At 37.3% G+C, this 19,350-nt stretch carries 15 protein-coding genes and 25 tRNA genes; 39 read left to right on the top strand and 1 reads right to left on the bottom strand.

Annotated elements, in window-relative coordinates:
• Positions 1-12 precede the first annotated feature (12 nt).
• The 37 genes from I586_RS15405 (at position 13) to I586_RS15585 (ending at position 14,056) form a co-directional block, all read left to right on the top strand.
• Positions 13-85 (top strand) — tRNA-Val (locus I586_RS15405).
• Positions 86-91: 6 nt separating this feature from the next.
• Positions 92-164: transfer RNA gene (locus tag I586_RS15410), tRNA-Lys, on the top strand.
• 12 nt (positions 165-176) lie between these two features.
• A tRNA-Leu gene (locus I586_RS15415) sits at positions 177-258 on the top strand.
• Positions 259-289: 31 nt separating this feature from the next.
• A tRNA-Thr gene (locus I586_RS15420) sits at positions 290-362 on the top strand.
• Between the two features lie 8 nt (positions 363-370).
• Positions 371-442, top strand: a tRNA-Gly gene (locus I586_RS15425).
• 10 nt (positions 443-452) lie between these two features.
• Positions 453-538, top strand: a tRNA-Leu gene (locus tag I586_RS15430).
• 27 nt (positions 539-565) lie between these two features.
• Positions 566-639 (top strand) — tRNA-Arg (locus I586_RS15435).
• Positions 640-648: 9 nt separating this feature from the next.
• Positions 649-722 (top strand) — tRNA-Pro (locus I586_RS15440).
• 10 nt (positions 723-732) lie between these two features.
• Positions 733-805, top strand: a tRNA-Ala gene (locus I586_RS15445).
• Between the two features lie 19 nt (positions 806-824).
• Positions 825-898, top strand: a tRNA-Met gene (locus I586_RS15450).
• 18 nt (positions 899-916) lie between these two features.
• Positions 917-990 (top strand) — tRNA-Ile (locus tag I586_RS15455).
• A gap of 37 nt (positions 991-1,027) precedes the next feature.
• Positions 1,028-1,117: transfer RNA gene (locus I586_RS15460), tRNA-Ser, on the top strand.
• A gap of 84 nt (positions 1,118-1,201) precedes the next feature.
• Positions 1,202-1,275 (top strand) — tRNA-Met (locus tag I586_RS15465).
• A gap of 53 nt (positions 1,276-1,328) precedes the next feature.
• Positions 1,329-1,402 (top strand) — tRNA-Asp (locus tag I586_RS15470).
• Positions 1,403-1,414: 12 nt separating this feature from the next.
• A tRNA-Gly gene (locus I586_RS15475) sits at positions 1,415-1,485 on the top strand.
• Positions 1,486-1,489: 4 nt separating this feature from the next.
• A tRNA-Ile gene (locus I586_RS15480) sits at positions 1,490-1,563 on the top strand.
• Positions 1,564-1,581: 18 nt separating this feature from the next.
• A tRNA-Ser gene (locus I586_RS15485) sits at positions 1,582-1,669 on the top strand.
• Positions 1,670-1,678: 9 nt separating this feature from the next.
• Positions 1,679-1,750, top strand: a tRNA-Glu gene (locus I586_RS15490).
• A 17-nt stretch (positions 1,751-1,767) separates the two neighbouring features.
• Positions 1,768-1,857: transfer RNA gene (locus tag I586_RS15495), tRNA-Ser, on the top strand.
• A gap of 123 nt (positions 1,858-1,980) precedes the next feature.
• Positions 1,981-2,054, top strand: a tRNA-Met gene (locus tag I586_RS15500).
• A gap of 50 nt (positions 2,055-2,104) precedes the next feature.
• Positions 2,105-2,178 (top strand) — tRNA-Asp (locus I586_RS15505).
• Positions 2,179-2,192: 14 nt separating this feature from the next.
• Positions 2,193-2,265, top strand: a tRNA-Phe gene (locus I586_RS15510).
• Between the two features lie 17 nt (positions 2,266-2,282).
• Positions 2,283-2,353 (top strand) — tRNA-Gly (locus I586_RS15515).
• A 12-nt stretch (positions 2,354-2,365) separates the two neighbouring features.
• Positions 2,366-2,439: transfer RNA gene (locus tag I586_RS15520), tRNA-Ile, on the top strand.
• An 11-nt stretch (positions 2,440-2,450) separates the two neighbouring features.
• Positions 2,451-2,522, top strand: a tRNA-Glu gene (locus I586_RS15525).
• Positions 2,523-2,765: 243 nt separating this feature from the next.
• On the top strand, positions 2,766-3,605 hold the full coding sequence (gene licT, locus I586_RS15530; protein WP_010763802.1) for a BglG family transcription antiterminator LicT: 840 nt from the start codon (positions 2,766-2,768) through the stop codon (positions 3,603-3,605).
• Positions 3,606-3,761: 156 nt separating this feature from the next.
• Positions 3,762-5,663 (top strand): beta-glucoside-specific PTS transporter subunit IIABC, encoded by a 1,902-nt coding sequence (locus I586_RS15535; protein ID WP_010763803.1) that lies wholly within the window; start codon positions 3,762-3,764, stop codon positions 5,661-5,663.
• 74 nt (positions 5,664-5,737) lie between these two features.
• Positions 5,738-7,171: a 6-phospho-beta-glucosidase gene (locus I586_RS15540; protein WP_010763804.1), complete on the top strand. Its 1,434-nt coding sequence runs from the start codon at positions 5,738-5,740 to the stop codon at positions 7,169-7,171.
• A gap of 20 nt (positions 7,172-7,191) precedes the next feature.
• Positions 7,192-8,010 carry a histidine phosphatase family protein gene (locus I586_RS15545; RefSeq protein ID WP_010763805.1) on the top strand — a complete coding sequence of 273 codons (819 nt, stop codon included), beginning with the start codon at positions 7,192-7,194 and terminating at the stop codon, positions 8,008-8,010.
• 136 nt (positions 8,011-8,146) lie between these two features.
• Entirely contained in the window at positions 8,147-8,908 is a 762-nt protein-coding gene (locus I586_RS15550; protein ID WP_010763806.1) for a tyrosine-protein phosphatase, read from the top strand.
• A gap of 28 nt (positions 8,909-8,936) precedes the next feature.
• The gene (locus I586_RS15555; protein ID WP_010763807.1) at positions 8,937-9,419 is read left to right on the top strand and encodes a nucleoside deaminase; all 483 of its coding nucleotides are present in this window, start codon (positions 8,937-8,939) and stop codon (positions 9,417-9,419) included.
• Positions 9,420-9,615: 196 nt separating this feature from the next.
• Positions 9,616-9,933: a cupin domain-containing protein gene (locus I586_RS15560; protein ID WP_010763808.1), complete on the top strand. Its 318-nt coding sequence runs from the start codon at positions 9,616-9,618 to the stop codon at positions 9,931-9,933.
• Between the two features lie 22 nt (positions 9,934-9,955).
• A complete protein-coding gene (locus tag I586_RS15565) occupies positions 9,956-11,593 on the top strand; it encodes a peptide ABC transporter substrate-binding protein (RefSeq protein WP_010763809.1) in 1,638 nt (545 codons plus the stop codon).
• 109 nt (positions 11,594-11,702) lie between these two features.
• Positions 11,703-12,404, top strand: coding sequence for a DUF1003 domain-containing protein (locus tag I586_RS15570; protein WP_010763810.1), 702 nt, complete (start codon positions 11,703-11,705; stop codon positions 12,402-12,404).
• Between the two features lie 10 nt (positions 12,405-12,414).
• The gene (locus I586_RS15575; protein WP_010763811.1) at positions 12,415-12,954 is read left to right on the top strand and encodes a GrpB family protein; all 540 of its coding nucleotides are present in this window, start codon (positions 12,415-12,417) and stop codon (positions 12,952-12,954) included.
• Positions 12,951-13,385, top strand: a complete 435-nt coding sequence (locus I586_RS15580) for a GNAT family N-acetyltransferase (RefSeq protein WP_010763812.1) — start codon at positions 12,951-12,953, stop codon at positions 13,383-13,385. Before I586_RS15575 ends, I586_RS15580 begins: the two co-directional genes overlap by 4 nt.
• A 239-nt stretch (positions 13,386-13,624) precedes the next feature.
• Positions 13,625-14,056 (top strand): hypothetical protein, encoded by a 432-nt coding sequence (locus tag I586_RS15585; protein WP_010763813.1) that lies wholly within the window; start codon positions 13,625-13,627, stop codon positions 14,054-14,056.
• Between the two features lie 205 nt (positions 14,057-14,261).
• Here the strand turns inward: I586_RS15585 and I586_RS15590 are convergent, their stop codons facing one another.
• Positions 14,262-14,579 (bottom strand): hypothetical protein, encoded by a 318-nt coding sequence (locus I586_RS15590; protein WP_010763814.1) that lies wholly within the window; start codon positions 14,577-14,579, stop codon positions 14,262-14,264.
• Between the two features lie 358 nt (positions 14,580-14,937).
• On the opposite strand from I586_RS15590, the gene I586_RS15595 reads away from it, so the two are divergent.
• Positions 14,938-15,627 carry a winged helix-turn-helix domain-containing protein gene (locus I586_RS15595; RefSeq protein WP_010763815.1) on the top strand — a complete coding sequence of 230 codons (690 nt, stop codon included), beginning with the start codon at positions 14,938-14,940 and terminating at the stop codon, positions 15,625-15,627.
• Between the two features lie 345 nt (positions 15,628-15,972).
• Positions 15,973-19,329, top strand: a complete 3,357-nt coding sequence (locus tag I586_RS15600; RefSeq protein WP_010763816.1) for an isopeptide-forming domain-containing fimbrial protein — start codon at positions 15,973-15,975, stop codon at positions 19,327-19,329.
• Positions 19,330-19,350: the final 21 nt, after the last annotated feature.

Consider the following 19,350-nt stretch of genomic DNA (forward strand, 5'->3'; position numbering starts at 1 on the left):
AAGTGTTGTCTTGGAGGTTTAGCTCAGCTGGGAGAGCACCTGCCTTACAAGCAGGGGGTCGGCGGTTCGATCCCGTCAACCTCCATTTTTTGAGCCGTTAGCTCAGTTGGTAGAGCATCTGACTTTTAATCAGAGGGTCGCAGGTTCGAGCCCTGCACGGCTCATAGAAATATTTTGCGGGTGTGGCGGAATTGGCAGACGCACTAGATTTAGGATCTAGCGCCTTACGGCGTGGGGGTTCAAGTCCCTTCACCCGCATTTTTAGTCTCGTTTAATACTTGGCGATTACGCCGGCTTAGCTCAGTTGGTAGAGCATCTGATTTGTAATCAGAGGGTCGAGGGTTCAAATCCTTTAGCCGGCATCCAAATTGCGGAAATAGCTCAGTGGTAGAGCACCACCTTGCCAAGGTGGGGGTCGCGGGTTCGAACCCCGTTTTCCGCTTAGCTTGTTCGCCGGGGTGGCGGAACTGGCAGACGCACAGGACTTAAAATCCTGCGGTGAGTGATCACCGTACCGGTTCGATTCCGGTCCTCGGCATTGCATTGATACAGATGTATACATGTAGCACCCATAGCTCAACTGGATAGAGTGCTTGACTACGAATCAAGAGGTTAGGGGTTCGACTCCCTTTGGGTGCATTATAGCTACGGGAAGTAGCTCAGCTTGGTAGAGCACTTGGTTTGGGACCAAGGGGTCGCAGGTTCGAATCCTGTCTTCCCGATTCATTTTGTGGGGCCTTAGCTCAGATGGGAGAGCGCCTGCTTTGCACGCAGGAGGTCAGCGGTTCGATCCCGCTAGGCTCCATTAGTACTTTTATTATTTTCGCGGTGTAGCTCAGCTGGCTAGAGCGTCCGGTTCATACCCGGGAGGTCGGGGGTTCGATCCCCTTCGCCGCGATTCCTTTTTAAGAGCCAAGGACCTTTAGCTCAGTTGGTTAGAGCAGACGGCTCATAACCGTCCGGTCGTAGGTTCGAGTCCTACAAGGTCCATTGTAGTGACGATTCATTTAATAGTACTTTTTATTTCGGAGGATTACCCAAGTCCGGCTGAAGGGAACGGTCTTGAAAACCGTCAGGCGGGTAAAACCGTGCAAGGGTTCGAATCCCTTATCCTCCTTTGCTAAGAATTTCTTAGTACTTGTTGATCAATAGGAATCATCAAGAGTAACACCTTTCTATAGTCCATAAAGACTATAATTATCGCGGGGTGGAGCAGTCAGGTAGCTCGTCGGGCTCATAACCCGAAGGTCGTAGGTTCAAATCCTGCCCCCGCAATTGCTTTTAAATAAAAAGCATAAGTATCATAAAGTGATGCAATACATTACCTTGGTTTGGTAGTTCAGCTGGTTAGAATGCCTGCCTGTCACGCAGGAGGTCGCGGGTTCGAGTCCCGTCCAGACCGTTTTGAAGTATTGCGGGTGTAGTTTAGTGGTAAAACCACAGCCTTCCAAGCTGTTGTCGCGAGTTCGATTCTCGTCACCCGCTTTATGGGCCTATAGCTCAGCTGGTTAGAGCGCACGCCTGATAAGCGTGAGGTCGATGGTTCGAGTCCATTTAGGCCCATTTTTAAATTATTTTCTTGGGGAAGTACTCAAGTGGCTGAAGAGGCGCCCCTGCTAAGGGTGTAGGTCGGGAAACCGGCGCGAGGGTTCAAATCCCTCCTTCTCCGTTTCATAGCGGCCCGTTGGTCAAGCGGTTAAGACACCGCCCTTTCACGGCGGTATCACGGGTTCGATTCCCGTACGGGTCATTTTTTTATATTATTTCGGAGGATTACCCAAGTCCGGCTGAAGGGAACGGTCTTGAAAACCGTCAGGCGGGTAAAACCGTGCAAGGGTTCGAATCCCTTATCCTCCTTTATTGAGAATCACAATGCTTTAGCATTGATGATGATTAGTACTTGGCGAATGAAGTGAGAGAGTAACCTTACTAGAAATCACCAAGTTAACACCTTTCTGTAGTCAAAAAGACTATAATTATCGCGGGGTGGAGCAGTCAGGTAGCTCGTCGGGCTCATAACCCGAAGGTCGTAGGTTCAAATCCTGCCCCCGCAATTGCTTTTAATTAAAAAGCTAAGTATTAAAGTGATGTAACACATTACCTTGGTTTGGTAGTTCAGCTGGTTAGAATGCCTGCCTGTCACGCAGGAGGTCGCGGGTTCGAGTCCCGTCCAGACCGTTATAATAATTTTTGGCGCAGTAGCTCAGTTGGTAGAGCAACGGATTGAAGCTCCGTGTGTCGGCAGTTCGATTCTGTCTTGCGCCATTTGAAAGAAGAAACATGCGGGTGTAGTTTAGTGGTAAAACCACAGCCTTCCAAGCTGTTGTCGCGAGTTCGATTCTCGTCACCCGCTTTTTTTCTTGAAGGGCCTATAGCTCAGCTGGTTAGAGCGCACGCCTGATAAGCGTGAGGTCGATGGTTCGAGTCCATTTAGGCCCATAATTTTAAAAGGCCCGTTGGTCAAGCGGTTAAGACACCGCCCTTTCACGGCGGTATCACGGGTTCGATTCCCGTACGGGTCATGTATTGAAACATTTTGCTTGAGCATGATGTTTTTTTATTTTATATTTTTATGAAAACGTTGACATTGTACCTGTAATAAGGTATTCTATGCTTGTACACAACAAGTGAATAACTGGATAGTGATTGTTTAAATACAAGCTAAACCTAATTTTTCCAATGAAGAGGATTATCTTCTTTTTTGGAAAGGTTGGGTTTTTCTTTTTTACAATTAAGGAGTTAAACGTGAAGAAGGGAGCGAAAAGATGATTATTCAAAAAATTTTGAATAATAATGTTGTGATTACGTTGGATGCAAATAGGCAAGAACAAATAGTGATGGGACGTGGTATAGCTTTTAAAAGAAAAACAGGTGACATTATTTTAGAAGAACAGATTGATCAAGTATTTCGGTTAGCGAACCAGGACACATCTTTGAAATTTCAAGAACTGCTTGGGGAAATGCCTTTGGAAGTAATGCAGCTATCAGATGAAATCATCAAATATGCGAAAACTAAGCTTGGTAGAAAGTTAAATGATATGATTTTTATTTCATTAACAGATCATCTACACACAGCTTTAGAGCGAATCAAACAAGGGATAGAGGTAAAAAACTTTCTTTTGTGGGATATCAAACGCTTTTTTTCAGATGAATATTTTATTGGGAATAAGGCTCTGGAAATGGTTAAGGATAAATTTGATATTCAATTGCCAGAAGATGAGGCAGGATTTATTGCATTACACCTAGTCAATGCTGAAATGGATGAAGAAGTGGGAAACATTTATGAATTGACCAAAATAATGCAAGAAATTACAAATATTGTTAAGTATCATTTCAAAATTACTTTTAATGAAGACTCTGTCTATTTTTATCGTTTTAGTACTCATTTAAAATTTTTTGCATATCGTTTATTAAATCATAAAGAATTTCGTGATGAAGATGATGGAGAATTATATGAAATGATCAAGAAGAAGTACTGTAATGCTTATAATTGTGTGAATAAAATTGCGTGTTTTTTAGCGGATAGTTATGATTACACCGTCTCTAAAGAAGAGAAGATGTATTTGATCATCCATATTGCACGAGTAGTACAAACCAATTGTTAATATACTTATTAAGTTTTAATAGATGTTTAAAATAAAATGAAGGATGACTAAAAGAACAATATTGAAAAAAAGAGACCCTTTGGATAGTGACATTAAGTTGGCTAAACCTTCAAATGTAATGTAAGTAAAAAAAACTAAACTTTGGAGGAACAAAAAATGGGAAAATATCATGATCTAGCACAGAAAATTGTTGAAAATGTAGGTGGCAAAGAAAATATCAATAGCTTAACGCATTGTATTACTCGTCTACGTTTCAAATTGAAAGATGAATCAAAAGCAAATGACGACATATTAAAAAATATGGATGGTGTTGTGACTGTGATGAAAAGCGGTGGACAATATCAAGTAGTCATTGGAAATCATGTACCTGCTGTTTACGAAGACGTTGTAAGCATTGCTGGTATTTCAGCAGATGCAGAACAAGAATCATCTGGTGGCAATCTATTCAATCGTTTGATTGATATTTTAAGTGGTTGTTTCCAACCATTCTTAGGTGCATTAGCAGCAGCTGGTATGGTAAAAGGATTAAACGCTTTGCTTGTTTTCTTGAAATTATATTCTGCTACTTCTGGAACATATACAATGCTAAATGGGATTGGCGATGCAATTTTTTATTTCATGCCAGTGATTTTAGGTTATACAGCAGCTAGAAAGTTCAATTTAAACCCAATGGTGGGAATCGTTATTGGAGCGGCTCTTTGTTACCCAACTGTTCAAGGCTCTGCTTTGCAAGCTGCTTTTGAAACAACGGCAGGAGCTGGCGCTGCTGCGCCATATAGCCTATTAGGTTTGCCTGCGTATGATACGTTCTTAGGTATCCCATGGGTTGGTGCTGGTTATACAAGTAGTGTTGTACCGATTATCTTCATTGTGGCATTTGCCGCGCAAATTCAAAAGCTTTTCAAAAAACTTATTCCTGAAGTTGTTCAAACATTCTTAGTACCATTCTTTGTGTTGTTGATTGCTTTACCAATTGGATTCTTAGTGATTGGCCCAATCATTAGCATGTTGACAGATCTATTAAGCGCTGGATTCCAAGCTTTAATGGGCTTCTCGCCAGCATTGTATGGTGTTATTCTTGGTTTCTTCTGGCAAGTATTAGTTATTTTCGGTTTACACTGGAGTGTTGTGCCTCTTGCAATCATGCAAATTACACAAGAAGGTGCAAGCCAAGTATTGGTAGGTTCTTTTGCAGCAAGTTTTGCTCAAACAGCAGTTGTTATGGCAATGTTCTTTAAATTTAAAGATGCAAAAATGAAAGCTTTATGCCCACCTGCCATTATTTCTGGAATTTTTGGTGTAACTGAACCAGCAATTTACGGTATTACATTACCGAAAAAAACACCATTCATTTTTTCAATGATCGGTGCAGCTGCAGGTGGATTTTATTTAATGTTAAATGGCGTAACGTCTTATACAATGGGTGGATTAGGTATTTTCGGTGTTTTAAACTTTATCAATGGTGACGATGCAAGTGGGATGATTCATTCATTTGTCGCAATTTTAATTGCGGTGGTTATCGGATTTGCCTTAACATTCTTTTTCTGGAAAGATGAAACAGTCGTAGAAGAACTTACAGAAAATAAAGAAGCTCAAAAAGCGCTAAAAGAAGCAATTTTAAGTCCAGTTAAAGGAAGTGTTTTACCATTAAGCAAAGCAAGTGATCAAGCATTTGCACAAGGAGCTTTAGGCAAAGGCGTTTTGATTGAGCCAACAGAAGGTGTAGTGAGAGCTCCGTTTGATGGGACAGTGATGACATTGTTCCCAACATTACATGCAATTGGCTTGATATCAGATCAAGGGATGGAGTTATTGATCCATATCGGCATGGACACGGTTCAATTAGAAGGACAAGGTTTTGAAGCAAAAGTGGCACAAGGTGATAAAGTGAAAAAAGGTCAAGTGTTGGTTACTTTTGACATTGAATCGATCAAGGCCGCAGGTTATAGTGTGGAAACTCCCATTATAGTTACGAACACAGCTGACTATTTAGATATCGTGGAAACGCAAGAACAAGAAGTTACCTCAAATGATACATTAATTACAGGTTTAACTTAAAAATAAAAGAAAAGAACGGACATACAGTAAAAAGATAGTTTTGCTGTATGTCTGTATAAGAAAGGATTTTTGAAATGGGATTTAGAACAGACTTTTTATGGGGCGGCGCAACTGCGGCCAATCAATGCGAAGGTGGCTATAACGAAGGTGGTCGCGGTTTAGCGAACGTTGACTTAGCACCAGTTGGACCAGATCGTTTTCCAGTGATCACTGGGGAGAAAAAAATGTTTGCGTTTGACGAGGAACATTTTTACCCAGCACAAAATGCAATCGATATGTATCACCGTTATAAAGAAGATATCGCCTTATTTGGTGAAATGGGCTTTAAAACTTACCGTTTATCTATTGCTTGGAGCCGAATTTTCCCTTTGGGAGACGAAACAGAGCCGAATGAAGAAGGCTTGAAATTCTATGAAGATTTGTTTAAAGAATGTCGCAAACACAACATTGAACCTCTTGTAACCATCACTCACTTTGATTGCCCAATGCATTTAGTGGAAAAATATGGGGCATGGCGTAGTCGCGAAATGGTTGGTTTCTATGAAAATCTATGTAACGTTATTTTTAATCGTTATAAAGGGCTAGTAAAATATTGGTTGACGTTTAATGAAATCAATATGATCTTACACGCACCGTTTATGGGGGCTGGTCTTTATTTTGAAGAAGGCGAAAATAAAGAACAAGTGAAATACCAAGCGGCACACCACGAATTATTGGCAAGTGCCATCGCTACGAAAATCGCTCATGAAGTTGATCCTGAAAACCAAGTGGGTTGTATGTTAGCGGCTGGAACAAATTATGCCTATACATGTAAACCAGAAGATGTCTGGGCGGCACGTAAAGCAGATCGCGAAAACTTCTTCTTTATCGATGTTCAGTCTCGTGGAGAATACCCAGCGTATGCACTTAAAGAATTAGAACGTGAAGGCATCCAATTGCCAATTGAAGACGGGGATTTAGACTTGTTGAAAGCACACACAGTCGACTTTATTTCATTCTCCTATTACTCATCACGTGTTCAATCAACAGATCCAGCGATCAATGAAAAAACAGCAGGAAACATTTTTGCTTCAGTGAAAAACCCTTATTTAGAAGCAAGTGAATGGGGCTGGCAGATTGATCCGCTAGGGTTACGCACAACCATGAACGATTTGTATGATCGCTATCAAAAACCATTATTTATCGTGGAAAATGGCTTAGGAGCAGTAGATGTACCAGATGAAAATGGCCAAGTCATTGATGATTATCGTATTGACTATCTAGCAGCACACATTCAAGCGATGAAAGATGCCGTAGAACTTGATGGTGTGGACTTATTAGGGTACACAACATGGGGCTGTATTGATTTAGTATCTGCAGGAACAGGTGAAATGAAAAAACGTTATGGCTTCATTTACGTAGACCGTGATAATGAAGGCAATGGAACCTTAAAACGTTCGAAGAAAAAATCGTTTGACTGGTATAAAAAAGTTATCGCAACAAATGGGGAAGATTTGACGAACGCATAAATAAAATAGGAGGAGAGAAAATGAAAAAAAGTGTAAAACTATTAGGGGTTTTAATGTTAGGCTTATTAGCAGTAGCAGGATGTGGGAATGGTAGTGCAAAAAAAGAGGATTCCTCCACTGCTAAAAAAGCACCAGAAGAATTAACGTTGTATATTGTCCGTCATGGTAAAACAATGCTAAACACAACAGATCGCGTTCAAGGATGGTCAGATGCAGTTTTAACAGAAGCTGGTGAAGAAGTAGTAACAGCTGCCGGCATTGGTTTAAAAGATATCGATTTTCAAAATGCCTATAGTAGCGACAGTGGCCGTGCAATTCAAACCGCAAACCTAATTATAAAAGAAAATAAAAAATCAGCCGATTTGAAAGTCATTACAGACGAGCGTTTACGAGAATTTAATTTTGGTACGTATGAAGGTGATTTGAATCATACAATGTGGCAAGATATCGCAGATGACCAAGGTATAACATTGGAAGAATTTTTAAAAAATATGACGCCAGAATCATTTGCTAATAGTGTTGCTAAATTAGATGCAAAAAATGTAGAAGAGGTTAAGCTAAACTGGCCAGCAGAAGATTATGAAACAATCACGACTCGTTTGAAAGCTGGAATCGATGATATCGTCGAAAAAGAAATGAAGAATGAAGGCTCGGGTAATGTTTTGATTGCTTCACACGGACTAAGTATTTCTGCAATGCTTGATACCTTGTTCGATGATTTTAAAATCCCCGAAGGTGGTTTAAAAAATGCGAGTGTTTGTACGGTGAAGTATAAAGATGGAAAATTCACACTAGATAAAGTGAATGATTTAAGCTATGTGGAAGCAGGACAAAAATAATAGTGAAAAGCTTAATTGAAAAGCAGTAAAATATCAATCTGTTTCAATCATGCTCGCATAAAATTCGATCAAAGAAACATTTTTGATCGAATTTTGTGTATAATGAGAACAAAAAGAAAGAAAAGGGATGTTGATTATGGTGACGATTACAAATTTTCGTGATATCGGTGGTATTAAGAATAAAGAAGGGAAACAGATTAAACAAAATCTCTTTTTAAGATCAGGGGAACTATCAAGTCTTGCAAAAGAGGATGAACAACGTTTAGAAACAACTTATCGTTTAGGAAAGATCATCGATTTGAGAAGTGAAGCTGAAGTTAAGGAAAGACCAGATATGTCTGTTCCAAAAGCGGAATACATCCACATTGATATTTTAGAAGATATTCAAGACGAAGGCGCATCAATTGAAGACTTCGTTAAGATTGGATCTCCAGAAAAATCAGCGGCTTATATGGAAAAGCTATACGCAGATATTGCATTAAATAAGACATCACAAAAAGGGTATAATAAATTTTTTGAAGAAATTTTGGCTTTACCTCAACAAGAAAGTATCTTATTTCACTGTTTTGCTGGAAAAGATCGTACAGGTATTGCAGCATTGTTAATATTAGAAACGCTAGAGGTGCCAAGAGAGGCTATTTATACAGACTATTTATTGACAAATAACCTGAGAAAAAAAGAAAATGCACAAATTTTAGAGCAAGCTAAAAAGGCTCACCTTGAGCCAGCAAACTTAGATGCATTACATGTTGCATTGAACGTAGACAGCAGTTACCTAGATAATTTTTATCAAACTGTGGAAAAACAATATGGAGATGTCTCTACTTATTTGACACAAGCAATCGGAATGGATAAAGCAACAAAAGAAGCATTTAATCATCGCTTTCTTTTGAACTAAAAAGCTATAGAAAGAATAGGAATCATCTATGAATAAAAATCAACATATTGAATTATTGACACGCTGCATCGAAATCTCTCAACAGGCACGTGAAAATGGGAATACTCCTTTTGGAGCCTTGCTAGCTGATAAAGAGGGGAATATTCTTTTAGAGCAAGAAAATATTGAGATTACAGAGAAAATTTGTACAGGGCATGCTGAGACAACTTTAGCAGCAAGAGCATCACAAAAATATAGCAAAGAATTTTTATGGGACTGTTTATTATATACCACGGCTGAACCTTGTGCGATGTGTACTGGAGCAATTTACTGGGGAAATATTGGAACGATCGTATATGCTATGACAGAGAAACGTTTGTTGGAGTTAACCGGCGATAACGAACAAAACCCAACCTTTGATTTGCCTACAAAAGAGATAATAAGACATGGTCAAAAAGATATTCAAATAATCGGCCCATTTCCAGAAGTTGAACAAGAAGCGGCTGAGGTTCACCAAAATTATTGGCATTAAGCTTTGCTAAATAAGGTTTAAAGATATGGGGAAAACGAATGAACGTTTTCCCCATATCTTCGTCTATTAAAGTATAATGAATTCTTGAAATGTAAATTAAAATGTCAGAATTTTCTAAAATGTTATTGACTTCTCTATGCGTTAAGGCAATAATAGATAAAATCACTTAAAAATGAATGGGAGTTGTTATGAAAAAATGATTATTAAACCATCACTGCCACAAGAAATGACGATTTTTTTTGATGCAGAAAATCAACCAAACGAAAATGTTCAGATGGGCGTCGTTATCTTACAGCCTGGAGAAAAAAGACCTTTAGAAGGATTTGCTAGGCATGACCAAGATGAATATTCTTATGTTGTTTCTGGTGAAGCACATACGATCTTAGAAGACGGACAAGATTTAGTCGGAAAACCAGGAGATGCTCAGCTGATAGAAGCAGGCGAAGGCCATATCAACTATAATGATGGAAAAGAAGCTGCCGTTGTCGTTTGGATGCTAGTTGAACGCGTATAACATAAACATGAGGGAGAATTATATGAAAAAAGTAGTTAAATCAGTCATCGGACTAACAGCAATGATGACCATCATTTCGGGATGTTCTGGTGGTAAAGAAGAAAATAAAGCGCAAGAAACAAAACCATTAAATTTGATGTCACCATCGGAATTGACTACATTGGATACATCAGTTATGTTGGATTTTCCAGATGCAATCGTTCAAACAGCCGCATTTGAAGGCCTATATGCTTTGGATGATAAGGATCAACTAATACCAGCAGCGGCAAAAGAAATGCCAGAAATCTCTGAAGATGGTAAAACCTATACAATCAAATTAAGAGAAGAGGCAAAATGGAGCAATGATGATCCAGTAACAGCAGCTGACTTTGAATATGCTTGGAAAAAAATGATCGATCCTAAAAATGGATTTGTTTATAGCTTTTTAGTAGTGGATACAATTTTAAACGCAGAAGAGATTTCAGAAAGTAAAAAACCGGTAGATGATCTTGGCGTCAAAGCGATTGATGACCATACATTAGAAGTCAAATTAAAAGAAGCAAAGCCTTATTTTACTTCTGTTTTAGCATTTCCAACTTTCTTCCCGCAAAATCAGAAATTTGTTGAATCTAAGGGGACAGACTACGGCACAACAAGCGAAAATGTTGTTTACAATGGACCATTTACTGTAGAAAATTGGAAACAAACCGATTTAAGCTGGGATTTAAAGAAAAATGAAAAATATTGGGATCAATCAAATGTAAAATCAGATAAAATCCATTATGAAGTAGTGAAAGAAGCCTCAACTGCACTGAATCTCTTTGAAGATGGACAACTAGATGTTGCAACAGTAACAGGTGAGCTAGCAAAACAAAACCAAAGTAATCCCAATTATCATTCATATCCAACTGCAACAATGAATTATATTCGATTAAATCAAAAACGTAAAAATCAAGAGACACCTTTAAAAAATGAAAACCTAAGAAAAGCCTTAGCGTTAGGTATAGATAAAGAAAATCTAGTGAATAATATTATTGCAGATGGCTCAAAACCATTGTATGGAGCAATCACAGAAGGATTTGTAAGTAATCCTGAAACAGGTGTTGACTTCAGAGAAGAAGCAGGCGACTTGATGAAGTATAATAAAGAAGAAGCGTTGAAACAGTGGGAACTAGCTAAGAAAGAGCTAGGTGATCAAATTACGCTTGATTTGATGGTAACCGATGATGGATCGTATAAAAAGATGGGAGAGAGCCTTCAAGGGAGTTTAGAGAAACTGTTCCCAGGGCTAAAAATCAATGTCACTGCTCTGCCAACTGAAACAGCATTGAACCTTAGTCGTGAAAGTGATTACGATATGTTCTTGATTTACTGGACACCAGATTATCAAGATCCAATATCGACGCTAAATATGTTACGAACAGGGAATGACCGAAACTATTCCAATGCTAAATATGATGCATTGTTGTATGAAGCGTCAAAAAAATATGCAACTGATCTAGAAAAACGCTGGGAAACATTGATTGCTGCTGAAAAAGAAGGAATCGAAAATACCGCAGGAATGATCATTATCAGTCAGAACCAGCAAGCCGTTTTACAAAACGAACAAGTTAAAGGGTTGAACTATCATACATTTGCAGCACCATTAACCTTAAAAAATGTGTATAAAGAAGTAAATTAATCATATTAAAAAAGTCTTTCAAACAAGAAAGACTTTTTTTAGTCAAATCAATGTATGAAATTGCTAGAACATTGTATGATAGAGTTAAACAATGTGAAGGAGAAAAAGGATGAAGCAAATGAGAAGTAAAAAAAATTTTGGTCATAATAATATGATCCAGCTGAAAAATGTAGAAGAAGAAATACAACGATTTATTCTTAAAATACGTCCTGATTTGACAGAAGAGTCACAAATTGCTTTTCCCAATTTACTAAATTACCGGTTAGACTATATAAAACAGTTGATTTCCACTGACTCTGGAAAAATGGAAAAATTAAATGAGACAATTGTTCAAAGTATCAAAGAAAATACAACGATTACGGATAAATTGAAGCCAACATCAACTAAAAAATTAACGTTGGGACAAAAGACGGCAGATGGGATTGCTAAATTTGGTGGTAGTTGGCCATTTATTTTTATTTTTATCATTGTTTTGGCTGTATGGATCATTGTTAATTCTACCATGATTTTTTTTAAACCGTTTGATCCCTACCCATACATCTTACTTAACCTCGCTTTATCTTGTTTAGCGGCAATTCAGGCACCCATTATTATGATGAGTCAAAATAGGCAAGAACAAAGAGATCGAGCAGAAGCAAATAATGATTATCAAATCAATCTAAAATCCGAAATAGAGGTAAATTTACTTCATGAAAAAATGGATTACTTGATTGATAGCCAATGGCAACACCTAGTTCAAATGCAAAATATGCAGATAGAACTATTAGGCGAATTACAAGAACAGATCAATGAACTAAAGGAAAAGAAGTGAGAAAATAAAAATGGTTAGAATAATAGAAGTAGTTGCGCCTCAAGACAATTGGATAGAACAATTTGAGTTAGAGAAACAATTATTAGAAGACATTTATACTCAAGAAATAATCGCGCTCCATCATATTGGTAGTACAGCAATCAAGAATAGTAAAGCAAAACCCGTGATCGATATGTTAATGGTAGTAAAAGAGCTATCAAAAGTGGACAAGTACAATTTAGAGATAGAAAAAATAGGATACGAATGTCTTTTGGAAAATGGCATTTCTGAACGACGTTTTTTTAGTAAGGGAGGAGACAATAGAAGTCACCATCTTCATGTATTTCAAGTGGGAAATCCAGAAATTAAGCGCCATTTGATTTTTAAAGAGTTCATGAATTGTCACCCAGAAGAGGTTAAAACATACAGTTACCTGAAGGAAACACTGGCACAGCAGTTTTCTAATGATATTGACGCGTACATGGCGGGAAAAGATGCCTTTATTAAAAATATCGATCAAAAAGCTGAAAAGTGGTATGATAATAAGCATCGTTTTAGGAGGTCGGAATGAAACAACATCCAGCAATTATAGCCGAATACGATCTTCTAGTAGAAATCTGGGCAAAATCGGTTAAGAAAACCCATGACTTTTTACTAGAAAAAGATTTTGAAAGAATCAAAAATGAATTACCAACCTACTTTCCATATGTGGATCTAAACGTTTGGACAGATGGAGAAAAAACTATTGGCTTTTCTGGCGTGGATGGCAATAAGCTAGAAATGCTTTTTCTCGATCCTGATTTTATAGGAAGAGGATATGGTCGACAAATAATAACTTACTTACTTGAAGAAAAAGGGATTCAATATGTGGACGTCAATGAGCAAAATCAATCTGCTAAACTATTTTATCAAGTCATGGGGTTTGAGGAATATGATCGAAGTGAGATAGATGACGCAGGTAGAGAATATCCTATTTTACATTTAAAACGAAGGACAAGATAAAAATTTTATTTAAAAAATATTATAGTAATCAAAATAAAAAAAGGCTCACTTCCCTTGTAAATAAAGGAAAGTGAGCTTTTTTTTGTGTGTAAAGTTGAAAAAAAATAGACATAGGAATGAAAAAAATGACAAAAAAACTTCATTTTAATAGCATATTACTTGATATAAAAGATTGAGAGATACTATAATGAAGATAAGTCAGCGGTTTTAGCTGCTTAGTTATGGGAGGAGAGAGCATTATGTTCAGTTATACAGATATGATTTTGTCAGTAATGCAACGTGTTGAAGTCTACAATGAGATTTTTAATGCCATTTCTAAGGAAGTACAAGAGAACAGCTGTAGCCAAGCCATTAACAGAAGAGGCAAAGATACATACTTGTTTTGCCGCAGCAATGTTAACCGGTTCTTTGTAGAAGAAGCAAGTTTTAGGAAAAACTTAGTATTTTATGGCGAAAAAGAAGCAACAAAGATTTTGTTAGAAGGCTTAGATACCTATAAAGAAGGAATCTACTTCTGGTTGGAAGCGCTAAATGACAAATGTGAAGTTATCGATGAACTTCAGTATAAGCGAGGATTAAACAGTACAGAAAGTTCGTTTAGATTGATCAATCAAGCATGTAAAGAGGCATGCGGGGGAATTCAAAGTGCACATAGTGTACATAAAATGTAAACAATCGCACCAAAAGATCAAGGGAAAAAGTGACACTGATATTTTGTTAATTAGTATCTGAAAAAGATATTTCGTTGAAATAATTAATTGTAAACATATATAATGCATATTTAATTTCATTCATTTTGTAATTTTTTGAATTATTTATTTGAAATTCATAAAATACCAAGACTATGCTTTCTGTAGTCTTGGTATTTTTTTATTTCTACATTTTTGTTAAGAATTTTTCAATTAACTTGTCTAAGGCGTTATCAATCTGGTTACTATTCTCGTCATTTCTGTGCATAAATAATTGTGGAGAGGAATACATATCAATTAATTTTATTCCAACTACTTCCTCACCGTTTATAGAGAGTGTGATTTGAGGATGTACGATGCTATCACCACAGGGACCAGATAGTAAATAGGCAAGCTCCAGTGTGCTTGGATTAATTGTTCGGATTCGATAATAACCATCAGAAATAAATCTTTTTTCCTCTGTAAAGGCTGTTAATAGCTTGTCAAGTTGCTGTTTTCTATTCATTTTCTCCCCCCTTTTTAATTATTGTACCATATCTTCGCAAACCATGGAGGACCAGTAAAAAGTGTTATAAATCAACAATTTAGACAATAAAAATCTAATTGAAATACTATATGATTTAATAAAGCCTAATGTATTTTTCACATAATTCTCAAATATTTGTGTTTTCTTTCAAAAAAATGATAAATAAATGATTGAAATTAAGTGGACTTAGTAAATGAAATAGATTAAACTTATTTTAGTTTGAAAAGTATATCGATAATATATCGAATTTATAACTTTTTGAAAAATAATTTAAAATAAAAGTATGGAATGCTGGTTTGGATGCTGGATTACCAAAAAATTTAAAGGGGAGCACCATATGTACAACATAGGATTTGTCTTGTTTGATAATAAAGATGAGCAAAAATACATAGATACACTAAAGAGTACTCAATTGGACGTACATCCAATCAATAAAAATGAGGCTGCTGAAACAATTGGGAATTATGACGGTATCGTCATCAATGAACAGCATATCCAAAATATCGGTATGATTTGCGAACTGATTATTCTATTAAAGAAAAATCATAATACGTTTATTTGGGTGATTTCAGAGCGAAACAATAAAATGAACCATATTGTTTATTTACAATTGGGAGCAGACGGGATTATAGATAATGAATGTGATCCAGAAGAAAGTAAGCTGTTAATGATAAATGCATTTAATAGGTATAATCGAGAACGTTTGATTGCTGATGAACAGGTTGGAAAGGTACCAAGTGTTCAGACGCTTCAGTTACGTCCGTGTAATTTTAGTGTTCTATTAAATGGAGAAGAAATCAACTTGACTAAGTTGGAATTTAAGACAATCGAATTTCTGCAAACAAAGCAAGGTGTCGCAGTATCTTATGAAGATATTTACAAGAACGTCTGGGAAAATGATGGAAATGATAAGCAGTACCGAGTATCAAATCTAATTTTTCATTTAAGACAAAAAATCGAAAAAGATGCGGCACATCCCCAATACATTAAGACAGTTCGCTCGAAAGGTTATAAGCTGACTTCGTAAAATCAGTTTGTAAAAATGAACCATTTTTTGAAAAATCTAAATGTCATGGCGGTTGCTCCGAAAAATCGAAGACAATGACGGTGACAAAACTAAAAAACTAAGTTTTCTCTTTTTCAAGCCAACTATTGAACATAAACAAAATAGAGAAAATAAGTGTTCTTTTGCAGAATACAATTAGAGAACAGCCATTCTCAAGTTGAATAGTAAACAAAAGGTAAACACTAATTTTCCCCTGCATTGTGAATGTATCAAAAAAGTAGACAATTGGCAAGGAAAATAGAAATAGATTGTACGTTTTTTTAAGACAAACGTGCAAAAAATGTTTTGGGGAGGAGTTGAGAATATATGAAAATCGGAAAAAAGTCTTATTTTATTGGGCTAGCTTTTGTTCTATTCAGTATTTTAGCGGTTATTTTCTTTAATAACTCTAATAAAATTGAAGCAGCTGAGGAACCTTTGATAGAAAACGTTGATTCTTCTACCCTATTAAAAACCGAAGAGGACCTGCATAATCAAGAAACGATTACTATTCCCCAGATGGAAGCCTATATGGATGGAACTAATTATCAACCTACTCAGACAAAAATTGAGAACAAAATCACTGGAAGCATGACAAATGAGCAGTATCAAACACAATATGCTGATTTGAATGCTCAGCAAAATCAAGCATGGAATACTCAATATAATTTCCGACCTGATACCAATGCCGTCCATGTAGCAACTTGGGCTGAATTTAGAGCAGCATTTGAGAATAATAAAGTCTCAAAGATCATACTTGATGCAGATATTTATTATGCTACTGCGATTGCTATTTCTAGAGCAGAATCAATTGAAATAGATGGTCAAGGGCATCTCCTTGAGATGCGAAATGGTTCAATCAACGTTGATGACTTAAGTTCTTTGGCAAGTTTCGGCAAAGCGTTTTCTGACGTACCAGTATTCCACATGCATGATATTCAAATTGCGAATAATACTGGATATGGAGCGTTAGAGGGGAATCTGGGAACTGCGTGGTCGTTTGTTAATGGTAAAGGACAATGGGGGACAGGTGGTTCAACTGGCTCAAATAGAAGATTATGGCGTTACAGAATTGGAAATATTTACACTCCTTATGACACTAGTAAAAAAAGTGATAACCAACGTGTAGGTGGCCGTTTGATCAGTGCTCCTCGTGCTGAAATCAGCATGTACGGATACAATGTCATTGTAACAGGTGCTGAAAATTTCTATACCGGTGGGATGACTTTTGAACCTAGTACCTTTTATAAAGGTACAAACGCTGAGTATGATTATTCCGTTGTTTGGTTCATGGATAATACTGGTAAAAATGGTGATACTGATTCGACAGGGACAAGGAAATTTGATATTGGAGAAGGTAGTTTTGTGTATTTAAATTACACAGCTAACGGGACCAATTACCCTGCTGTGTATAACTTTTTCGATGAGCTAAGAGTCGGGAAAAATGCAACTTATAATGCAAATATGCCAGGGTCAGCTGCCTATTTTAATGTGGACGATGCAAGCTTTATAGCGGAAGAAGGTTCAACAGTTAATTTACTTTCTCGTGCAGGCAGTCGAGCTACTGTTCAATCTGGTGCTGTAAATGCTACGAATACTGGTTCACAAGCGAATCCTAAAAATACTAAATATGAATTTAAGCCTAAATCAAATGTGTTTATTGTTGGGAATAACAATGGTGGAGTAGTTGCGTATAACTCAACTAATGGAGGAAATCAATTTATATTTGATAGTCCAGAGTCATTTGATATTCGTAATTCGTTTAATAGTACAACAACGACCAATGCCTTTTTGGGTGATACAACGTCGAATAGAGGAACCAACAGTTTCACTATAAAAAATTCTGATATATCTATTTGGAATAATCAAGCAGGTATTGATGGTGCTCCAACCTATGACTATTCAAACGTAACAGATTTCACTGTAACAAATGGCATAGCGAACGGAAGTGTTACAAGTTCTGATCCAACACTTCAAAGTCAATACAGTCGTCCAAATTACAAACGTATTTCTGGAATGAATAGCACACCAGAGTTGACATGGACGCCAGTAACTGATGCGGATTTCGACCAACAGAATCGTATTTTAATAGGATACACAGCAGTTGGTGGTAGTGATCCGTTTGATGAGGATGGTAATGCAAAAACAAAGCCAGTTTATGCAGATAGTATTCGTAAAGCCTATGTCGACTTTACAGATACTTTGGGAAATACGTTTACTGGAATAAGTACGGATGATAATTATGTACACTGGAAAAAGGCAGATCATACGATACCAGGATTTCAACTTGCTCAAAAAGACATGTTCGGAACACCGTATCGTGCATCATTTGTCAATAGTGTTTTGACACCGTATAGAGTAGGAGAAAAGACACCGACAACAGTAATTGATGTCACACCACCTGAACCAGCTATTGTTACGGGTGATAAAGTCACCAATGGAATGAAGCAATTGATTGGGAAAGATGCTGAACCAAAAGCAAAAATCTATGTTGATATTAATGGTACACGCCAATCTACTGTGGGAACAGTCAATGATGATGGTACTTGGGCTTACAACTTGCCTCGTTACTTAAATATTGGTGAAACAGTTCAAATTTTCTTAGAAGATAACGCTGGTAAGATCACAGAAGTTTTAGATCCAGCTGCACCATCGACCAATAGTGATACTGGAAATATCAACCCAGCTACTGAAATGAAATATCGCGATGCTACATTTAAGGCAGCGACGAAGTATACCGTCGAAGATGTATTACCAGATAAACCAGTTATGGAAAAAACGGTTGTTTCTTCTGGTGGACAAACAACCCAAGTTGGAGATGTGTTGACGTATACGTTAACTGCTAAGAATAACAAGGCAGCAACATTTACTACAAATTGGTCAAAAGTTGTGATAACGGATACCCTTCCTGCTGGCTTAGATTTTGATCCAGCAACAGCTGATATTAAAATTAATGATGTTACAGCTGTAAGTCCAGCTGATTATACGTATGATTCTGATTCTCGTGTATTAACAATCAATGTTGGAGATTTAGCAACAGGAGCAACCGCTAAGGTGACATTTAAAGCAACCGTTGCAGCCAAAGCTGTTGGGACGATCATTACGAATGAGGCGGAAGCAATCGGTGATTCTCCAAGAGAAACCCCATTTGTCGAAGGTCCAAATGATCCAAATGCAAAATATGAAACCTATTCAGCAAAATCACTTGCAGTAGATAATCCTGGTGGCACAGTTTTTGGTGTTTTAGAATTAGCCTCTGCACCAACAGAAATTGATTTCGGCAGTGTGAAATATCAAGGGAAGAAAACCCGAGTGAACGCGGCTGAACATCATGGTGCTGATCTTGTCGTTAAAGATAGCCGAGCAAATAAAAAAGGCTGGTCTTTGACTGCTAAAATGACGACACCAATGACAAGTACAACACCAGATGCACCTGTCTATACACTAGATGGAGCGGTGAAGTATGTTTACAAAAACCGTGAGATCACGCTAAACGGTGGAGCACAAGATATTATGGTACAGGATGCTGTTACTGGTGGATCAATTGAAGGAGCTACCTATAACATTAGTGATACATGGTCTGAGTCTGGTGACGGATTCAAATTTGAGGTTTCTGCTCAAGATGTGAAAGCACTTGGTTCTTACCAAGGAGAAATTCTTTGGGAATTGGGCGATGCTCCATAAAAGTAAAGGAGATTCTTAATC

The organism is Enterococcus moraviensis ATCC BAA-383 (assembly GCF_000407445.1).
GTDB classification, from domain to species: domain Bacteria; phylum Bacillota; class Bacilli; order Lactobacillales; family Enterococcaceae; genus Enterococcus_L; species Enterococcus_L moraviensis.